The following is a 19,490-nucleotide window of genomic DNA, read 5'->3' as shown; positions in this document are numbered from 1 at the left end:
CCTCACCTCAACCAATTCAGGAAGATATTGATCAAGGAGTTGAACAGCAACCACAAGACTCATTACCCGAACTAGAAACGGAAACTGCCAGGCAAGTAAGCAGCAATACCCCCGCCCATCCCTCCCGCAAAAAGCGACCGATGTGGCCTTTTATTCTGCTTGGTATCGGTATTCTAGGATTGGGTGCGATCGCTTTCAAACAGTCCCAACCTAATCCTGAGGTATCACAAAACACCATCACAGCAGCCCCAGCTGAACCTAACCGGTTACCTGTACGAGCCACCCCAGTCAAAATTTATCCACTGCAACAGTTAGTTTTTGGCAATGGCTTCGTTTCAGCAGTGCGAGGGAAACACCTGACCTTCCAAACTTCAGGAACTATCACCTATCTCAAAAAAGTTAATGGACGGGATCTGCGAGAGGGAGATTTTGTCAAAAAGGGTCAATTACTAGCAAAATTAGATGACCGCAGACTGCAAGCAGAGCTGGCACAAGCTCAAGCCCAAACGGCTGAAGCTCAAACCCAACAGGTAACAGCACAAGCCAACTTGTCTCAAGCTCAAGCAAATGTAGAACAAGCCAAAGCACAAGTACTCAGTGCTCAAGCCGAGTTTGAAGTAGCAAAAAATGATTTTGATTTAGCGATATCTGAATTCAAACGCCGTCTAGAACTTTTCAATTCTGGTGTAATCTCAGAGAGTGATGTTGATGTCTACAGAAATAGAGCCGAGGATGCTCAATCCCAAGTCAGAGCAGCACAAGCTCAGGTTAATGCTGCCTTGAGCAATGTCAAAGCCGCTGAAAGTCAGTTAGCATCTGCCAAGTCACAATTAACTGCTACTCAAGCCCAGATTTCTTCAGCCAAGGCTGGGCAAACTCGCTCTACCATTAGTTTAGAAGATACGGAGATTGTAGCACCATTTGATGGCATTGTAGCCCACCTTAATATCCGAGAGGGAGACTTCTGGACAACCCAAGTTTTAAACAGTTTAAACACTGGTGATTATCAGAGTGTAGTCGATTCAGTGCCTATCATTATCAATGACCCTAGCGCTTATGAAGTTATTCTCGAACTACCCACTTTTTATGGCCCATTGGTAAAACCGGGTCAATCAGCTTATGTGGTGTTAGATCAAGACATGAGTACTGCCTCTAGTAGAGGCATGACCCAAAAGGAATTGTTTCGCCTTGCTAAAGCCCGAGGCGCAATTTTTTCAGTCAGTCCTTCGGTTAACCCTGGTGAGCGTTCTGTAAACGTCACCGTCCGCCTGTACCAAGGAAGTAAGAATGTACTGGATGGGGAGCGAGTTTCTCTTTGGATCGCTGTGGCAGAAAACCCCACAGCCCTAAGTGTTCCTCTTAATGCAATTGTCTACCGAGACCAGAAACCCTATGTATTTGTTGTAAATCAACAAGAAAACGTCGTCAAACTGCGTCCGGTAACAGCGGGGATTAGGGGGATTTCTATGCAAGAAATTTCAAGTGGTGTTGAAGTTGGCGACTTAGTGGTCACAGAAGGACTAAATCGCTTAGTTGATGGCACACCAGTTGAAGTGATTGACTAGGAATTTGGAAAGTTTGTAATTGGTCAGATGACGTTTTCCTTTGGTAGGTAATTGATGAGTAGTAAGCTGGTTTCATCCAACTATAAACCTGAGGGTTTACAGGATAAATTACATCATAATAATGGCCATGATGTGCCTGATGTTAACCAAGCCTCAGGTTTAGCTAAATTCTTTTTCCTGAAAACAGTATTTGGTATTCTCTTGATCGTTTTGCTAACCTTGGGTGGATTGATGGGTTATCAGTCGATGGTCAAAGAAGCCGATCCAGATGTGGAAATTCCCATGGCGATAGTGACTACTAGTTGGCCAGGGGCTGACCCAGAAACCATAGAAACTCAAGTAACCGATAAAATTGAAAAAGAACTCAAATCCCTAAAGGGATTGAAGAAAGTTGAGAGTGCTTCTTTCAACGGTTTCTCCCAGATATCAGTGGAATTTCAAGCTAATGCCAATGTTCAGGAGTCGATGGCACTGCTGCGGCAAAAAGTGGATGATGCTGAACCGGAGATTAATTCAGAGGCTAATCAACCAAATATACAGCAAATCTCTGCCCAAGATGTCCCAATTTTCTCGATTGCTTTATATGGTAATCTCGATCCGGCGGTGTTCAGTCGGGCGGCGGAAGATATTCAAGAAAGACTCGAAAAAGTCTCGGGTGTACGGGAGGTTAATGTAGCAGGACAACGGAAAGAAGTTATCAATGTCCAACTTATCCCCAGCCGCATGAATACTTTGGGGATTTCCCCAACCACAGTAAGTGACCGCCTCAGAGTTGCTAACCAGGATATGCCCTGGGACCAGATTGAAAATGAACAGATTGGGGCTCAGGTACGATTGTACGGTAGGTTTCGTACCTTGGAAGATTTACGTAGCTTGCCTATCACTCGTTTGGGTGGTAGTTATGGTAGGGTAGTGCGCCTAGATGAAGTTGCCTTAGTACGTCGGGATTTGGAAAGGGAAAAGACTCGTGCTTTCATGAGTTGGCGGGGTTCTGAGTTTGAACCCACCGTCAGCATGGATGTAGTGAAAGTACCAGGGTCTGACTCAATTAACGTCATCGAAAAAACCTTAGAAGAACTGGAGTCTCTCAAGCAAGACCTCAATGTCTGGCCTTTTGGGATGGATTATCGGATTACCTACAGGCAGGACGAACAGATTCACGATGAGCAGAATAACCTGATCATTAATGTGATTCAGGCAGTGGTTGGTGTTTTTATCATCTTGTTCATTGCCCTGACCTGGCGAGAAGCCATAATTGCTGGGTTATCGATTCCTTTAACCTTTCTCGGAGCTATATTTCTGCTCTGGCTTAGTGGGTACACCCTCAACAATATGATCTTATATGGGATGGTCATAGCACTAGGATTGTTGGTGGATGTATTCATCTTAATGATGGAGGGGATGCATGATGGACTGTTTGTGGAAGGGTTAACCTTTAATCAGGCAGCCCTTAAGACTGTGAGAACCTATGCAGCACCAGCGTTTTCCGGTCAGATCACAACCATTCTAGCTATGGCACCCCTGCTGGTAATTAGTGGCACGATGGGCAAGTTTATACGCTTGATGCCGATCACAGCAATTATCTGTCTGTTGCTCAGTTATGCGATCGCTTTATTAATCGATATACCCTTGTCTCGCTTTCTGTTAGGTAATGTCAAAGGCGGGATGCAAAAAACCCGCATTGATAAATTAACCGAATCCGCCTCTGAATGGTTTAAAAACTGGAGTCTCAAGTTTACAGTACGTAACCGAGCAATAGCTGGTGCTTGGATTTTCGGCACTGTAGTTCTTTTTATGACCTCTTTTGTGGCAGTTGCGCAATTACCAGGAACGCTTTTTCCAGATGCTGACACCCGCCCTACCAGTATCAATGTGGAATTACCCCCCACAGCCACCTTGGAAAAGTCTCAACAAGTGGCAGATGATTTAGGAGAAATTTTGCGTTCCAAGGATTATTTTGAAAGTGTCACCAAATTAGTTGGTCAAAAAAGTGGTTTAGTGGCAGAGAGTGGTCTTAAGCCGACACAGGATAACTATTTACTAGGTTTCTCAGCACTATTTACCAAAAAAAACGAGCGCGACCAGTTGTCCTATGAGTATATAGATGACTTGCGAACAGAACTGAATCAGGCCATCCGTAATTATCCTGGAGCATCCCTAGTCATCAATGTTCCTGGTACTGCTGAAGGCGGAGACCCCATTGCCATTGAGCTAAAAGGGAATGACATGAACACACTGCGGCAGATTTCCGGTGAAGTCCAATTAGCACTGCGCCAGATTGATGGGACTGAAGATGTTCGTGATGGCTTGGGAGACTTGCGCAACGATATCAAACTTCGACCCAAACGGGAAGCTATGGATTTTTATGGCATCACTGAAAATGACCTAGCCCTGCAGGGACGCTACATTATGACCGATAACGAGATTACAGACTCTGCCATTAGAGCAGGAAAAGACGACTTAGAAATTCGCCTGAGTACTGCCTGGCCATCCCGCAATGGCGCTGTAGGTGGTCCCACTCGTCGTGATGAGTTGAGAATGATTCAACTGTTTTCATCAGACCACGGAGCAATATCGGGAGAGGCGATATTGGATATTGAGCAGAGCATGGCTCCCTTATCGATTACCCATACAGATACCGAACGCACAGTTACTGTTTATTCTAAAGCTAAAGGTCGCACGTCTGGAGAGATTTTGGCAGAGTTACAGCCAAAATTAGAGCAAATGAAGAAAACATGGTCTCCAGGTTATGATTACAAATTTGGCGGAGAGGCTGAAACTCAAAGTGAGACCTTTGGTTCCGCAATTAACATGTCCTATGTATCAATTTTCTTAGTTTTTTCGGTACTGGTGCTGCAATTTGGCTCTTTCACCCAGCCTTTCATTATTATGCTATCTATCCCCTTTGCTTTGATTGGCACTTTTAGTGGTTTCTCTTTGCTGGGGATACCCCTTTCGTTTCCTGCCATGATTGGGATTATTTCTCTAGTGGGAATTGTAGTTAATGATTCCATCGTGATCGTAGAAACCATGAACAAGCATCGCTCAAGTGGAATGAAAGTGCGGCAAGCTGCAGCTCAAGGTGCTTCTGACCGATTGCGCCCAGTACTCACCACCAGTATTACCACCATGGTTGGTTTGATTCCTTTAGCACTAAGTGATCCCGCTTGGTTTCCGTTGTGTATGGCAATTATCTTCGGTTTATGTGCCTCAACCTTGAGTGCGTTGCTGGTGATTCCCTGTTTGTATTTACAGTTGACGCCAAATAAGAGATAGGCAAGAGGCAACAGGCAACAGGCAACAGGCAACAGGCAAATGTTGGTTTTAGTTTAAGCTATCAGCTATCAGCTATCAGCTATCAGCTATCAGCTATCAGCTATCAGCTATCAGCTATCAGCTATCAGCTTAAGCGCACGCGTGCGCGTTCAGCTATCAGTTAAAGGCTCTCAAGTATCAGCTAAAGGCGCGACTAAGTGACGACTCTTGGCTGTTGACCTTTGGCCTCTTGTGATTCTTCAAACTTCCTCTGGATTTACTCCCATTGCTCGTAAGCGAGCAGCGAGTTTGTCAGCCCGCTGTTGAGCGATCGCCGCTTGTTCTTCAGGAGTAGGTAGCACAATTCCGTCGAAAGTAGCCCAACGCAGCCAAGTGGCCTCTACATCCTTATACAAGCCTGACCAACGCACTAAGGCTAACCCTAATATTTCGCTAACTAGTCGCTCCTGTTCATCTTCACTTAAAGGTTGATAGACTCCATTGTCTAAGCTAAATCCCGCCCAATCTTCTGGATTAAACGGGTCGTACCAAAAATATTCCGGTACTCTGACTTGGTCTTGATAAACTAGCTTTTTGGTACTTTTATCCGTCTTGGCTGTACTGTCAGAAATTAGTTCAATGATCACATCAGGTGCTTTACCTTCTTCCCAAACTACCCAACTGAGTCGTTCGCCTTTGGGAACTCCAAGCACCACAAACACATCTGGACCCCGGAAGTCTTGATTTTTAAGTTGTGCTTCACTGAAATGAAGAAACATATTACCGCCCACATAGCCATCCTCCCGCTGGGCCAACCAAGGCAATAACGGATCAATCAGCAATTGCATCTGGAGTTTATGTCGTTCAGTTTCCATCGGAATACCGTCATCACAGGGAAGGTCATACTGAGTTGGCAGATAAGGAGTATTAGGCACAACAGCAGAGGTCATGGTTTTAGACATAGCGATCGCATTACCTACTCAAATTTAACGCCCACAGCTACGGTATCGTTGAAAGTCGGGAAAAAACCTAGCGCTTGGATCTATCTTTTTGGCTAAAAATATGGTAAAGGAGTTGCTTTAGCTTCTGGCAAAATTAACATTGCATCACCAAAGGAATAAAAGCGATAACTAAGAGCGATCGCATCCTGATACAAGCTCAGTAACCTTTCCCTCCCTACCATGGCGCTAACTAACATTAATAAACTCGACCGAGGTAAGTGAAAATTGGTAATCAATCCCTCCACTACCTGCCACTGATAGCCTGGGTAGATAAATAAGTTAGTCTTACCACAATAGGGTTGTAATTCCCCATCCACAACGGCTCCCTCTAAAGCACGGACTACCGTTGTGCCTACAGCAATCACTCGACCTCCCGTTGCTCTAGTTTCCTGAATTTGCTCCACAGTTGATTGGGGGACTTCTAGCCACTCTCCGTGCATGTCGTGCTCGGTAATATCCTCCACTTCTACAGGTCGAAATGTACCAACCCCCACGTGTAGGGTGATATACCCTAGCCGAATTCCCCGTTGGCGGCAGTTTTCCATCAGCTGATTGGTGAAATGGAGTCCAGCGGTGGGAGCAGCCACAGCACCATTCTTTTGAGCATAAATGGTCTGATACTGCTCTGGGGTAGCTTGAGAGTCTTGGATATAGGGGGGTATAGGAACCTGACCATACAACTCCAAGAGGGTTTCCCAGGATACTCCCTCTGGGAAATCAAACTGCAATATCCGCCCACTGGTCCCTTCATCTGTTGCCACAACAGTTGCTTTCAGAGGAGGTAGAGGGGTAGTTAGTTGTTTGGAGACGCTACTATCGTTGAGCCCAAGCTCGGATGAGGGAGTAAACCAAATCTCTGCTCCTGGCTTTAGACGCCTACCTGGTTTCACTAAAGCTAGCCAACTCTGGTGTTGTCCCTGGTGTTCTCCCTGATGTGGTCGCTCTTCTAACAACAAAATCTCCACAGGTACACCAGTGGATTTACGCCCATAGAGTCGAGCGGGGATAACCCTAGTGTTATTGAGGATCAATAGGTCACCCGGTTGCAAGAGCTGAGGTAATTCCCTAAAGATGTGGTGGCTATGGTTAGTTGGTGAATCTACCACCAGCAGTTTTGAACCATCCCTCTCGCTCAAGGGTGTTTGGGCAATTTGCTCTTGGGGTAGTTCATAGTCATAGCTTGAGACTAATTTGTCGATTTGGTGCTTGGATGTCTGTTTGTCAATCCCTGTCATGTCATGCTGTTATTCCTACGTTGGGGAATATCCCCTATCTAAGATCGGGGGAGTATCCCCTATCAATTAGCAATCGTGGCTTGCAAAAATAAAGATATCGGATAGCATATCAAGCCTCAGTTGGTTACTAACTAACTCCTCTCTATGGATTACCTTTACTTTTTAGCTAATGCCAGTCTAACTCTGCGAGTCGTTGAGTATCTAAAAGACTCGCCCCAGCTACCTATCAAATTTGCCACGGTGATTCATCGGATTGATGGCTGGGTGGTTAAGGTCAAGATGGACACACCCTTAACCGCTCAACAACATGGAGACTTTCGGGCTTATATGAACGAGTTGGGGATTCCCTACAGCCCAGACATTCGTGTGCAAATGGCTCTGTGGAGTCTGGAAACCGGACAGTCACCTGTAGAGGTGATGCGTCGTTACCAAGTTGCTGTGGTTTCTCATGGTAGTCCAAACCAGAGCGACATAGAAGCTTTTTGCGAACAATTTACCATGGGGTTGGGATATTGTCCAGAAACCTTGGCTTGAGCAACGCTCAATTAATGTAGGGTGGGCAGTGGATCACACAGATCCAGAAACTAACCAAGCAAGTTGCTAGGTACTGCCAACCCTAGGATTAATTACAACGGTGCCAGATCTTAGTAATACCTAGAATTTTGATAAAATCGGTTATGATTCAGCACGGTAATGTAACCGAAGTCTATGCCCTTGCCAGCAAATATAGTCACCCTAACTACGACGGAAAATCAACAGACTTTAAGCATAAATCCCCCAACCTCTGGTCTATCTTTGCAGGGAGTTATCAGCATACCAGGGGATAAATCGATTTCCCATCGAGCCTTAATGTTGGGAGCGATCGCGTCAGGAAAAACTACCATTCAAGGGTTACTTTTGGGAGAAGACCCCCAAAGCACTGCTAGCTGCTTTCGTGCTTTGGGCGCAGATATCTCGGAACTTAATACTGAACAAGTAATTGTTAAGGGTATAGGACTAGGGAAACTGCAAGAACCCGTTGATGTCTTAAATGCAGGTAACTCGGGTACTACCCTACGAGTGATGCTGGGACTACTCGCTTCTGCTGCTGACCGATTTTTTACTGTAACTGGTGACAAGTCTTTGCGATCGCGTCCGATGTCCCGTGTGGTGAAACCCCTACAACAAATGGGAGCAAGCATCTGGGGGCGTGAAGGTGCAACGCTCGCTCCCCTGGCCATTAAAGGCTCTGTTCTTAAACCAATTCACTACCACTCTCCCATCGCCTCAGCTCAAGTAAAATCCTGTATTCTCCTGGCTGGTTTAATCACCGAAGGACAAACAACTGTCACTGAACCAGCCCTCTCCCGTGACCACAGCGAACGGATGCTCAAAGCCTTTGGTGCTCAAATTATTACTGACCCAAAAACCAATAGTGTTACCGTCACAGGACCGGCTCAGTTGCAAGGGCAAACCGTAATTGTTCCTGGTGATATTAGCTCAGCGGCCTTTTGGTTAGTAGCCGGAGCTATTGTACCTGGTTCAGAACTGATTGTGGAAAATGTGGGTGTTAACCCTACCCGTACAGGTATTTTAGAAGCCCTATCCATGATGGGGGCTGATATTGAGCTGTTAAATCAGCGAGTAGTGGCTGGGGAGCCGGTGGCAGATTTGCGGGTACGTCACAGTAACCTCAAAGGATGCACCATTGCGGGTGACTTGATTCCCCGCCTGATTGATGAAGTGCCAATTTTAGCAGTAGCAGCAGTCTTTGCCCACGGAACTACTATCATTCGGGATGCAGCAGAACTGCGAGTCAAGGAAAGCGATCGCATAGCCGTGATGGCATCCCAGTTGAACCAGATGGGAGCTCAGGTCACTGAATTGCCCGATGGTCTAGAAATTATCGGTGGTACTCCCTTAAGCGGTACAGACGTGGATAGTCATACTGACCACCGCATTGCCATGAGTTTAGCGATCGCAGCCCTCAATTCCCAAGGTACAACTACCATTCACGGTGCTGAAGCGGCTGCCATCTCCTATCCAAATTTCACTACCACCTTGCAAGAGGTAATAAAGGCTTGTTGATTGTAAGTATTCAGCTATCAGCTATAGCGCATATGCTTGCTTTTGACCGCTGACCGCTGTTCGCGTAGCGTGGCCAAAGGCCTTCTGCTGACCGCTGACCGCTCAAAATAAATAAAGTAATGGATAAAGGTTTCTAAAATTACCCTTTACCCATTACTCGTTACCCTTTAACCCAAATTTTTCCCGGAGCAACTAGCCCAACTTATGGAGGCTATCACTTTATGTCAGGGATTGGAGAAGTTAACAAAGCTAGTTTACGCAGCTGCTTGGCTTTGGATAAGAACAACCTTTCGTAGGCTTTAATATCCTTATCCTTAGAAAATTCCTCATAGTAGCGCTCTTTGCTGGCTAGTTTCATTTTTTGCAGTTCATCAGTATCATTTAGCAGTATCTCCAGTTTCTGCTCCAATTCTGCTTCATTTTTGAAATAGTGAGCACCAGGTCCTGCAACCCAACGATTGAAGCGATTATTGTTTGCCAGAACCGGTTGACCAGCGCTGAGGGCTTCTACTAAAGAAGGATTAGTGCCACCAACTTGATGTCCATGAATATAGAGTCGTGCGTGGAATCTCAAGGCATTAACCACCGACTTATTATAGATAGCACCAGGAAAGATCACTTCATCACTGGCTGCGTCTAGAACTTGTTTGTGATAGGGTACCTGATCAGGTAAATAGCGACCAAGCACCACCAATTTAAGACCCCGAGGTCGCCTGGAAAAGCCAGAAACAATCTCTAGAATCGAGTTTTCTGGTTCAGGTCTGGCAATCACCAAAGCATACTCCTTCGGAGCCAGATTATAGGGTGTTAAAAGTTGTGAGTCGGCATTAACAACTTTCTCGGTTCCATAAGGAATCACCGTAATTTTTTCAGAAGCTACTTTTCGGGTCAATAAATGACTTTTGATTGCTGGGTGATCAGCAATTAAGCTGTTAGCTAACCAACATCCAGCCCATTCATTGAGATATAACCAAATTCTTTCAGGAAGCCTCCATTTACTGCGTTTCCATTCCATACCATCCATATTCATAAAATTGGTAATTCCTTTGAGGCGATACCAAATACTGAAGATAGCTGTGTTATAGCCAAGGGTAAGCACGATTCCCTTTTGCTTGAGCGCATGTAATGTAGATTTCCAGTCAAAAATGATCGATCCCAGTGCGTTGCCATACGGGACCGGTATATGAACCAGACGAATACCATTCCAGTATTCTTCAAACATCTGATTTTTGTGCTCTTCCTGACAATAGACTGTGACTTCCCATCCCTGAGATACAAGATATTTTGACAGCCGTTCCGCGAAAGTTTCAAATCCACCATATTGGGCGGGAATGCCACGGATACCAAGAATTGATAGTTTCAACATTTTAGATGCCCGAGTCTAACAGTATACAAAGGCAAATTTTTGCCTTCCCAATCCAGCAGTTACTTAGACTAACTGAGTTTAATCACGAAAATGCACCGAACAGCCGATAACAAACGGCTATCAAAGGTAGATAAACCCGATAATTATTTTTTTTCTACCTTGAGCTGCTTTATCAATCAAGTAGATTTCTAGGATAAGGCTAGGCCATGATTTTTCAAAACTCTGTTAGTTTTGCGCAGTTTGACAATGGACTATTACCTGCCATCACTGAAATGGTATTTATCAACAAACCCTTAAAACCATTAAGCATAATACGTTCCGGCGCGGTTGTTAGCGATGCAGCGCGGTCTTGGGGAGGCAGCGCGGTCTTGGGGGTCTCCCCCATGAGCGACTGCCGTGGTTTCCCCCACTCGCTATTGCATCAAGAAATGTCAGACTTGATTTGATGGTTTTTCTCTGGAACGCACTACCACCAAGCAGAGGAGATGTGACACGCTTAACGCTGTGTCCCCTACACATTTAGGATTTGCGTGATAAATAGTCTCTGAACTTTAGGCGGTTGTTGAAGCGGTTGTGCCAACTTGTTAAAAGTGCCATAATCTGTTATTATCTCAGGATTTTTTAATACGAATAACTTGAACATAGATGCAAGAATCACCATTAGTTTTGTAAATGGTTTAACGATGGCTTTGCTATTTAATCAACATTTCACACAGTATCTTAAAATCCCTGTCAAAAGTCAAGATTTTAAAAAAAGTTAATGTTGCAAACAGCGGTCAATCAATTGTCAATCAACTGCTACATCTTGTAGTATATACCCTTCAATCAACTCAACGATGATCGACGTGGAACTGAGCGAGTTCATTGACAAACCTCCAACAATTAAATTGAGCCGAAGCAACATCTGATTAGTGATCAGACTTTAGTAATCAGACTTTGCTAACACGTTAATCAGACTTTGTGAAAAACTTGTGAACTCATCTATCGAGTAGGGTAAACAATTAGCTATTTAAAATTAATAAACTATCTAGAGACGTAGATTTGATGATGAAAGTTCCAGGATTTATAGAAGTTACGAAGTTTAGTTGGTTTTGGCCTACTAACCCACCAAATATAGGGGGTACTACTTAAAAAATATACTAAGTTTGGTGGATCAACGGGGTCAATGGGTAAGTCCTGATTGATAAAAAAATTTCAAACAGCTTACATAATTGGCTTACAGTAAATCATTTTACCCTGTTTTCAGGCTAGGTTTTGCATAAATCATGAAAAAAAAGCTATAATAGTTGAAGTTTGCTATAATACCTAACGTTTGCTGTGAAATATGAGCAATCATTGCTAAACACGTAATGGCTAAGCAACTAACGCTTAAGCAAGTAACCCTTGTCAGCAACCGGGAAATAAGCGATGTTTTTGAACCGAGTACTCGCCAACCCAAACAACTAGCTAAACAATTACCCAAACAATTATTGATAAACGGCCAACAGCCCAAGCTTCAGCCTGTAGCGTTTATTTTTCCAGGACAGGGAGCGCAATATGTCAATATGGGGCTGCAACTAACCCATTATCTATCAACCCCTACTGGGTCAGGAACTATCCTTAGCAAGGATTAACGGGCCATCCCCATCGGTTATTCCCAGTCAAGCGTGAAGCGTTTCGGGCAAAGCCCGACGCTGCGCGAACGCGAAGCGGTTCCAAAGGAACATCGCATCCGAAGCGCTCAACACTCTCATAAAGTGCTTGAGCAGCTGGTGCTCACGTCGGTAAATCATCCAGGACAAGAGCAATTCGATCTAACCTTATTTCCGAGATTCTCTAGATTATCAAAACATCTTAGACGTTTAAAACCTCTGCACAACAGCGGCGGGCTTGAAAACAACTGACAGACTTGAGTCTGTCGTGTCTAATTCAGGGATTTTAAAGTTATCAATCCAATCTTCAATAAGTTGCGTGATGGTTTGAGTTCTAATTTCAGAAATTTTACGCAAGCATTTTTTTAAATCTGCTGATATTAATCTATAGTCCTAGGTGGCCTATTTTTTTAAATCTTGACATTTGTTTTATTAATATCTATCTTGTAACTATATAAGTTAAAAATTAAACGTTACATAAAACAAATAAAATTATTGTCTAAGCCATCAAAAGTTTTTATAAAGAATAATGGAAAATATGACAAACGGTTTTAAGGGAATCGATAAAGACTTACAGGAACTAGGAAGCCGTTTTTCAAACGTAGATCTAGTTGGAATAGACTTAGATGAGATTAAAAGCCAATTGGAAAGTATTGCCGAGACGGAAAAAAAACTAAAAGAATCTCTAGCAGACGTCTCACAGTTAAAGTCAGAATCAAAGGCGATAATCAAGGAACTCACCGAAGCCCAGAAAACCTTTGAGCAGCGTTTTACGGAACCGACCAAGAGCCATGAGCAAGAACAGCAAAGTTTTGAGCAGCGTTTCACTGAGCTTAGAGATAATAATCAGCTCCAACTTGACAACCTAAAGTTAGAACTATTGAAAGCCGAAACTCGATTAAATGTCTATGGTTATCAGCTCCAAAAGGTTCAGGATTATATGACTAGTATCGAAACTAATTTTAATGATATTAGAAATGAGTTTAGTAGTTTTCCCAACCAAATACAAACTTTAGTTGAACCAGAAGTATTTAAAAGTCAAAAAAATACTATCAAGAAACTTAACAAACAAATCCGGATGATATGGTATTCGATGATAGCTTTATTGATTTTATGCTTGTTTATTGCCGCTTGGGCTGGGCTGAAGTAGCCTCCTGAAGATATAGCGTCAGCTGTCAGCTGTCAGCTTAAAATAAACCTTCCGTAGCATGCCCATCCCACAAACGGTCGAATTTAATACTGCGAGATTACCCTGTCGCCCATTTAAACGACCTTTGATTAAATCAGACTAAGCCTTGCAGAAATTATAAAAAAAGCTATACTAGATTAGTTTAATAACCAAAGTTGTCATACTAGTCAAGGTTTGCTGTGAAATCTGAGCAATCATGACTAAGCACGTAACCTAATCAGCAACTGGGAAATCAGGGATGTGTTAGAACCGAGTACTCGCAAACCCCAACAACTACCGAAACAACTACCCAAGCAACTATTTATAAACGGCCAACAGCCCAAGCTTCAGCCGGTGGCATTTATGTTTCCAGGACAGGGAGCACAATATGTCAATATGGGGCTGGAACTAACCGATGAAATATCAACATTTCGTGTACTGATTGATCGATGCTCAGAACTGCTGAAACCCGATTTGGGTATTGACCTGCGCCATGTACTCTACCCAAAGCAGGAACAGACTAATCAGGCCACAGAGCAACTGAAACAGACTACTATTACCCAGCCCGCTCTGTTTGTGATCGAGTACGCCCTAGCTCAGTTATGGATGTCCTGGGGAGTCCGTCCCGAAGCCATGATCGGTCACAGTATCGGTGAATATGTGGCAGCCTGTGTAGCTGGGGTCTTATCTTTAGAGGATGCATTATCTCTGGTTGCCCTTCGAGGGCAGATGATGCAACAACTCCCTGCTGGCTCCATGCTTGCTGTTCCTTTACCAGAACAAGAGGTGGAATCCCTGCTAGGTCAGGAACTATCTTTAGCAGTGATTAACGGGCCATCCCAATCGGTGATTTCTGGTCCTACTGATGCGATCGCATTATTACAAAACCAATTAGATCAACAAGGGCTAGACTACCGCAGGCTACATACCTCCCATGCCTTTCATTCCAAGATGATGGAACCGGTCTTGGACTCCTTCACCGACCAGGTAAAACAGGTTAGTCTCAATCCCCCACAAATTCCCTACCTATCTAATGTTACTGGCACTTGGATTACAGCCGAGCAAGCAGTCAATCCACGCTATTGGGCTCAGCATCTGCGGCAAACCGTGCGATTTTCTCAAGGTGTGCAACAGTTGTTGAAACAACCAGAGACCATCCTGCTAGAAGTAGGGCCTGGGCGAACCTTGAGCACATTAACTAAACGACACTCTCAGAAAGCGGTTGAGCAGCTGGTGCTAACATCGGTACGTCATCCACGACAGCAGCAATCGGATCTAAGCTTCTTGCTCACTACCGTAGAACAGCTCAGAGCAGCCAGTGTACCAGTAGATTGGGAGCGATGCCATGGTCAAACACCTCACCAGCAAGACATCCTAAGGCACAAAGGCCAAGAAGACGATGCCCAAAAAGACAACAGCACTCTCCTAGCCCCTGACCAACCTCAGCCAGAGTCATCCAAGACCGTTGTTGCTCCCCGAGATGACTTAGAACGTCAATTGACCAAGATTTGGGAAAACGTCTTAGGAATCAAATCTATCAGTGTTACAGATAACTTCTATGACCTAGGAGGAGACTCTCTCCTAGCGGTGCGCCTGTTTGCTGAGATTGAAAAGGTTTTCCATAAAAAACTGCCCTTAGCTTCTCTGCTGACGGCTCCCACTGTAGGGCAATTAGTAAACCAGCTGCGCCAAGACCAAAGTGCTGCTCCTTGGTTCTCAGTAGTACCAATTCAGCCCAATGGTTCCAAGCCCCCTCTATTTTGTATTCATGGAGCCGGTGGTAACATTCTCAGCTTTCGAGATTTGGCACGTTATTTAGGTTCGGAGCAACCGTTTTATGGACTCCAATCATTGGGTCTCGATGGCAAACAGACTCCCCTGACCACAGTTGAGGATATGGCTCGCTGCTACCTCCAGGAAATACGTACTATTCAGCCCAAGGGTCCCTATTTTCTGTCAGGATACTGCTTTGGAAGTAAAATTGCTCTGGAAATTGCTCAGCTGCTCCGCTTAGACGGTGAGACAGTCGCTCTGCTAGCTCTGCTTGAACCTAGCCCTGTTCACTTCTCCACAAATGAAAACCAACGTCCCTATCAGCACAGCTATAGTGACCGATTAAAAGGACTGTTTGAGCGATTGATTCATAGAGGTTTTCAAGACGTACTCAAGCAGCAATTCCTAAAGGTTGTTTCTAAATTATATCAGTCTCTTGGAATTTCCTTACCGCAATCTCTCCAAATCATAAAAGTCCAAGAAGCTAACACCTTCGCTTCAAAAAATTATGTGGCCAAACGCTACTATCCAAACCCAGTAACAATGTTCTTGACAAGTGAGCGGATTGCCCAATCTCCAGAACTCCAAAAAGGCTGGATAGAATTAGTTACTGGAGAGCTGGAAATCCAGGAAATCTCTGGTAAGCACTTAGATGACCAACCAGGGAGTTTTCTCAAAGACCCCCATGTAGAGCTACTAGCTGAAAAAATTAGGGCTTCTATAGATCAGGTAATTGTTAGTTAATTGTCAATTTAAACCTAAGGATTCAGCTATCAGCATTCAGCCGTCAGCTATCAGCTGTCAGCTTTGTGGCACAGGCTTCTAGCCTGTGACGTCACGTGGCCATTGGCCAAGGCAAATAGCTGATAGCTGAATGCTGAATGCTGATAGCTTACGAATTGATAACTTCCTGATATAAACTCAACATTTGTTCACCGATTATCTCCCATGACCAATTCTCTGAAACTATCACTCGTCCTTTTAGTCCCATAGATATGCGTTTTTCCCCATTAGTTGCTAACTGCAACAGTGCTTGATCTAAATCATTGATCACTTGGGATAGGTTATCGACAGGTACTTTAATTCCCCAGTCTTCTTGAACCATCAACGACGGTCCACCAATATCGAGACAAACCACAGGTCTACCAGACGCCATTGCTTCCAACACCACCGTCGGCCAATGATCATGGAAGCTCGGATGCATTAACACGTCCACCTCTGCCATCCTTTGTAGCACCTGATCACGGGAAAGCTTCCCCCAAAAACGTACAGCATCACCGCATCCAAGGTCCTTGGCCAATTTCTGTAGTCCCTCCTTTTCAGGACCATCACCAATCAGCCAGTATTCACTAGTAGGCCGTTCACGATGGAACTGGGCAAAGGCACGGATGCCCAATGCAAACCCTTTCCAACCTAAAAATCTCCCAATACTTACCACTCGAAAGGGTTCGTCTTGGCGCTGGGGCAGTTGACCTAATCTCTCAATATCCTTTTGATTAAGACCAAAGGGAGGAAAAGCCTTAACTGGTAAATTGTCTGACCATTGGCTCGCTTCCCGAGATAGAATTAATTGGGCCCGAGAAGCAACAGACCACTGGGTAAAGCGACCTAGGACATTCATCGACACCATCCGAATCCGTTCCATCATGGCCGATTGTAGGGATAATGTCTTCAAGAGTACCGACGGAATTTTATCTTTAGCTCCACCATTCCAAATCAAGGGCACACCTAGCCAGCCTATCCATGTTGGCAACCAGGAATTTTGATAGGTGACATGGTGAACCAAATCAAAGCCAATTTCACCCTGGAGTTTTTTGGCTACAAAAAATGCTCTAATCTGCCAGGCGATATAGTACAAATAATGGGACAATCCTGAATTACGAGACCCTTCAGACATTGCTACAAAGATAAAGGTAACATTGTCTAAAGGTGAATGAGTCAATTCCTGTTCAATCTGAGATTGATCAGTTATGTTAGTGAGCACCCAACACTTATGGCTATGGTCTTTAGCTATTTGTTTTACGACATTCCAACCTATACCATATTCAGACCCTCTTACTGGGGAACAGCCATAAGCAGAAATCAGGATATTCATGATTCTTTTTCCCTGATTAATTCAGCTGATAATTAGTTATATTTTAACAGTTAACAGACTTAGGCGTCTTACTAGGGAGCATGTTACTTTTGTAATTAGGTAAATTGATCCCCTCCCATAACAGGATAGACGATCCTGAAGCAGCATAGACATATCCAACGGTAGGTTAATGCTCACGAAAAACAGAGCTAGCCTTGATAACCTGATTGGGCTGTAATGGCTGTATGGCAGACTTGGGAACAGTCAGCGGAGATAAATCTAGGGGTGGCGGCGGCGGAGTTGAAGCAAGTGGATCGCAATTTGGTAGAAATTGATGCCACGATCGAGGGGATTTTGTGATTAGTTAGGGATGGATGCTCCTTACATGTTTGTTTAGGTAAATTAAATAGTATGAAAATTATTTCTATCAAAATCAAAAACTATCGTGTCTTTGAAAACCTGAAAATAAAAAAAATTCCCGCATTTTTTGTTGTCGTTGGTGCCAATGGAACCGGTAAATCAACCCTTTTTGACATATTTGGATTTCTCCACGATGCCCTCAAAAATAATATTCGTCAAGCTCTCCAAGTTCGTGGCGGTTTCAATGAAGTTATCACCCGAGGTAAAGAGCAAGAAGATATCGAAATAGAACTTCAGATCCGTATGAAAATTCTTGGAACTCAGCGCATGGTTACCTATAGTCTGAGCATTGGGCAAGAGAATAAACGACCGTTAATAAAACGAGAAATTCTGTGTTATAGACGTGGCCCAAATGGTAAACCTTATCATTTCCTAAACTTTAAAAAAGGAAAAGGATACGCTATCATTAACGAAGAAGAGTCTGACCAACCTGAAACAGAACTAAAACGGGAAAAACAAGAACTTGATTCCAGCGACATTTTAGCCATAAAAGGCTTAGGACAATTCCAACGCTTCAAAGCCGCCAGTGCCTTTCGTTCCCTGATCGAAAACTGGCATGTTTCCGACTTTCATATCAGTGAAGCTAGAGGCAGCAAAGACGCACTATATGCTGAACACCTCTCCCCCAAAGGAGATAATATGGCATTAGTAGCCCAATACATCTATCAAGAACATCCCGAAATATTCGAGGAAATTCTCCAGCGAATGCAAGAGCGAGTCCCCGGCATTTCCAAAGTAGAAGCCAAAAATACTGAAGACGGCAGACTAATCCTAAAATTTCAAGATCAAGCTTTTAAAGACCCCTTTATCGATCGCTATGTTTCCGATGGCACCATGAAAATGTTTGCCTATTTAATATTGCTCTTCGATCCTAAGCCTCACCCCCTGCTCTGTGTCGAAGAACCCGAAAACCAACTTTACCCCAGCCTTTTACATGAACTCGCCGAAGAATTTGCCAGTTATGCCCATCGTGGTGGCCAGGTCTTTGTCTCTACCCACTCCCCTGATTTTTTAAATGCCGTTCCCTTAGAGAGCATCTTTTGGCTCACCAAAGAAAATGGGATCACCAAATGCTCAAGGGCTAAAGATGACCCAACCCTTGTCAATCTAGTCGAAGCTGGAGACTTACCTGGCTATCTCTGGACTCAAGGCTGGTTTCAAGGAGTTGCCCCCTAATGAGTTTTGACCTGATTTTTCTGCTAGAAGAACCCTCAATGAAAAACGTTTTAGATCAACTCCTACCGAAAATTATTCCCGATGAAATTACCTATCTTTGTATCCCCCACCAAGGCAAACAGGACTTAGGGAAATCTATTCCCACGAAAATTAAAACCTTTCAATATTATAGTCCTGACACTAGATTCATTATCGTCCATGACCAAGACTCCCATGATTGCAAAAAACTCAAATCCGAACTATTAGAAATTTGTCAAACTGCCGGAAAATACAATAATGTGATGATTCGGATCGTCTGCCATGAATTAGAATCCTGGTTCTTAGGAGACTTAGCCGCAGTCGAAAAAGCCTATAACATGAAACCTAATAGCCTCAGTAAACAACAAGGTAAAAAGAAATACCGTAACCCCGATCAGCTTAACTCTGCCAAAGAAGAGCTTAAAGGTTTAGTTAAGGAATACTATTCAGGAACCCATTCTAAAAAAATTGCACCCTATTTATCTTTAACTGACAATACATCCCACAGTTTTCAAGTCTTTATTAAGCGATGCAGCGCGGTCTTGGGGGTTTCCCCCATGAGCGACTGCATCAAGAAAGGTATTAAACATCTCTTAGAGGTATCACCATGACCAACAAAATCTATGCCTTTTGCCTTTTGCCTTTTGCCTTTTGCCTTGTCAACACCCACGGTTTATGAGACTTAGTATGAGCGTCGTTTAGGACAAGAGTGTAGAGAAGCTGTTGACATGAAGAATTAGT

The 19,490-nt window shown here is 44.0% G+C and carries 15 protein-coding genes; 11 read left to right on the top strand and 4 right to left on the bottom strand.

The genetic code is table 11. The annotated features are described in order from the left end of the window. Both F6K52_RS15095 and F6K52_RS15090 read left to right on the top strand, forming a co-directional pair. On the top strand, nt 1–1,565 hold a 1,565-nt coding region (locus F6K52_RS15095; RefSeq protein ID WP_293078912.1), incomplete at its 5' end, for an efflux RND transporter periplasmic adaptor subunit. Between the two features lie 54 nt (nt 1,566–1,619). Beyond that, nucleotides 1,620–4,841 carry an efflux RND transporter permease subunit gene (locus F6K52_RS15090; protein ID WP_293078910.1) on the top strand — a complete coding sequence of 1,074 codons (3,222 nt, stop codon included), beginning with the start codon at nt 1,620–1,622 and terminating at the stop codon, nt 4,839–4,841. 239 nt (nt 4,842–5,080) lie between these two features. Here F6K52_RS15090 and F6K52_RS15085 read toward each other — a convergent pair whose 3' ends face one another. Both F6K52_RS15085 and queA read right to left on the bottom strand, forming a co-directional pair. After that, nucleotides 5,081–5,782, bottom strand: a complete 702-nt coding sequence (locus tag F6K52_RS15085; protein WP_293078909.1) for a Uma2 family endonuclease — start codon at nt 5,780–5,782, stop codon at nt 5,081–5,083. 92 nt (nt 5,783–5,874) lie between these two features. Then, nucleotides 5,875–7,056 (bottom strand): tRNA preQ1(34) S-adenosylmethionine ribosyltransferase-isomerase QueA, encoded by a 1,182-nt coding sequence (queA, locus tag F6K52_RS15080; protein ID WP_293078907.1) that lies wholly within the window; start codon nt 7,054–7,056, stop codon nt 5,875–5,877. A 144-nt stretch (nt 7,057–7,200) separates the two neighbouring features. Between queA and F6K52_RS15075 the strand changes: the two genes are divergently transcribed. Beyond that, the gene (locus tag F6K52_RS15075) at nt 7,201–7,590 is read left to right on the top strand and encodes a hypothetical protein (protein ID WP_008188520.1); all 390 of its coding nucleotides are present in this window, start codon (nt 7,201–7,203) and stop codon (nt 7,588–7,590) included. 180 nt (nt 7,591–7,770) lie between these two features. Next, on the top strand, nt 7,771–9,123 hold the full coding sequence (gene aroA, locus F6K52_RS15070) for a 3-phosphoshikimate 1-carboxyvinyltransferase (protein WP_293078914.1): 1,353 nt from the start codon (nt 7,771–7,773) through the stop codon (nt 9,121–9,123). Nucleotides 9,124–9,337: 214 nt separating this feature from the next. Here aroA and F6K52_RS15065 read toward each other — a convergent pair whose 3' ends face one another. Further along, the gene (locus tag F6K52_RS15065) at nt 9,338–10,489 is read right to left on the bottom strand and encodes a DUF1972 domain-containing protein (protein ID WP_293078906.1); all 1,152 of its coding nucleotides are present in this window, start codon (nt 10,487–10,489) and stop codon (nt 9,338–9,340) included. 206 nt (nt 10,490–10,695) lie between these two features. Between F6K52_RS15065 and F6K52_RS15060 the strand changes: the two genes are divergently transcribed. The 4 genes from F6K52_RS15060 to F6K52_RS15045 all read left to right on the top strand — a co-directional run bounded on the left by F6K52_RS15060 (nt 10,696) and on the right by F6K52_RS15045 (nt 15,805). Then, on the top strand, nt 10,696–10,935 hold the full coding sequence (locus F6K52_RS15060) for a hypothetical protein (protein WP_293078904.1): 240 nt from the start codon (nt 10,696–10,698) through the stop codon (nt 10,933–10,935). 903 nt (nt 10,936–11,838) lie between these two features. Beyond that, nucleotides 11,839–12,102 carry a hypothetical protein gene (locus F6K52_RS15055; RefSeq protein ID WP_293078902.1) on the top strand — a complete coding sequence of 88 codons (264 nt, stop codon included), beginning with the start codon at nt 11,839–11,841 and terminating at the stop codon, nt 12,100–12,102. A gap of 547 nt (nt 12,103–12,649) precedes the next feature. Next, nucleotides 12,650–13,270 (top strand): hypothetical protein, encoded by a 621-nt coding sequence (locus F6K52_RS15050; RefSeq protein WP_293078900.1) that lies wholly within the window; start codon nt 12,650–12,652, stop codon nt 13,268–13,270. A gap of 279 nt (nt 13,271–13,549) precedes the next feature. Then, a complete protein-coding gene (locus F6K52_RS15045) occupies nt 13,550–15,805 on the top strand; it encodes an alpha/beta fold hydrolase (protein ID WP_293078898.1) in 2,256 nt (751 codons plus the stop codon). 148 nt (nt 15,806–15,953) lie between these two features. On the opposite strand, the gene F6K52_RS15040 is transcribed toward F6K52_RS15045, so the two are convergent. Next, entirely contained in the window at nt 15,954–17,156 is a 1,203-nt protein-coding gene (locus tag F6K52_RS15040; protein ID WP_293078896.1) for a glycosyltransferase, read from the bottom strand. Between the two features lie 216 nt (nt 17,157–17,372). Between F6K52_RS15040 and F6K52_RS15035 the strand changes: the two genes are divergently transcribed. The 3 genes from F6K52_RS15035 to F6K52_RS15025 are packed head-to-tail and all read left to right on the top strand — an operon-like array spanning nt 17,373 to nt 19,360. Then, nucleotides 17,373–17,495, top strand: a complete 123-nt coding sequence (locus F6K52_RS15035) for a hypothetical protein (RefSeq protein ID WP_293078894.1) — start codon at nt 17,373–17,375, stop codon at nt 17,493–17,495. Nucleotides 17,496–17,546: 51 nt separating this feature from the next. Continuing rightward, nucleotides 17,547–18,731: an AAA family ATPase gene (locus F6K52_RS15030; protein ID WP_293078892.1), complete on the top strand. Its 1,185-nt coding sequence runs from the start codon at nt 17,547–17,549 to the stop codon at nt 18,729–18,731. Further along, nucleotides 18,731–19,360, top strand: coding sequence for a DUF4276 family protein (locus F6K52_RS15025; protein WP_293078890.1), 630 nt, complete (start codon nt 18,731–18,733; stop codon nt 19,358–19,360). The genes F6K52_RS15030 and F6K52_RS15025 overlap by 1 nt, the downstream gene beginning before the upstream one ends. The last annotated feature ends 130 nt before the right edge of the window (nt 19,361–19,490 follow it).

This window comes from Moorena sp. SIO3H5, from assembly GCF_010692395.1.
Classification (GTDB): domain Bacteria; phylum Cyanobacteriota; class Cyanobacteriia; order Cyanobacteriales; family Coleofasciculaceae; genus Moorena.
This window is presented reverse-complemented; position numbering and strand designations above follow the sequence as displayed.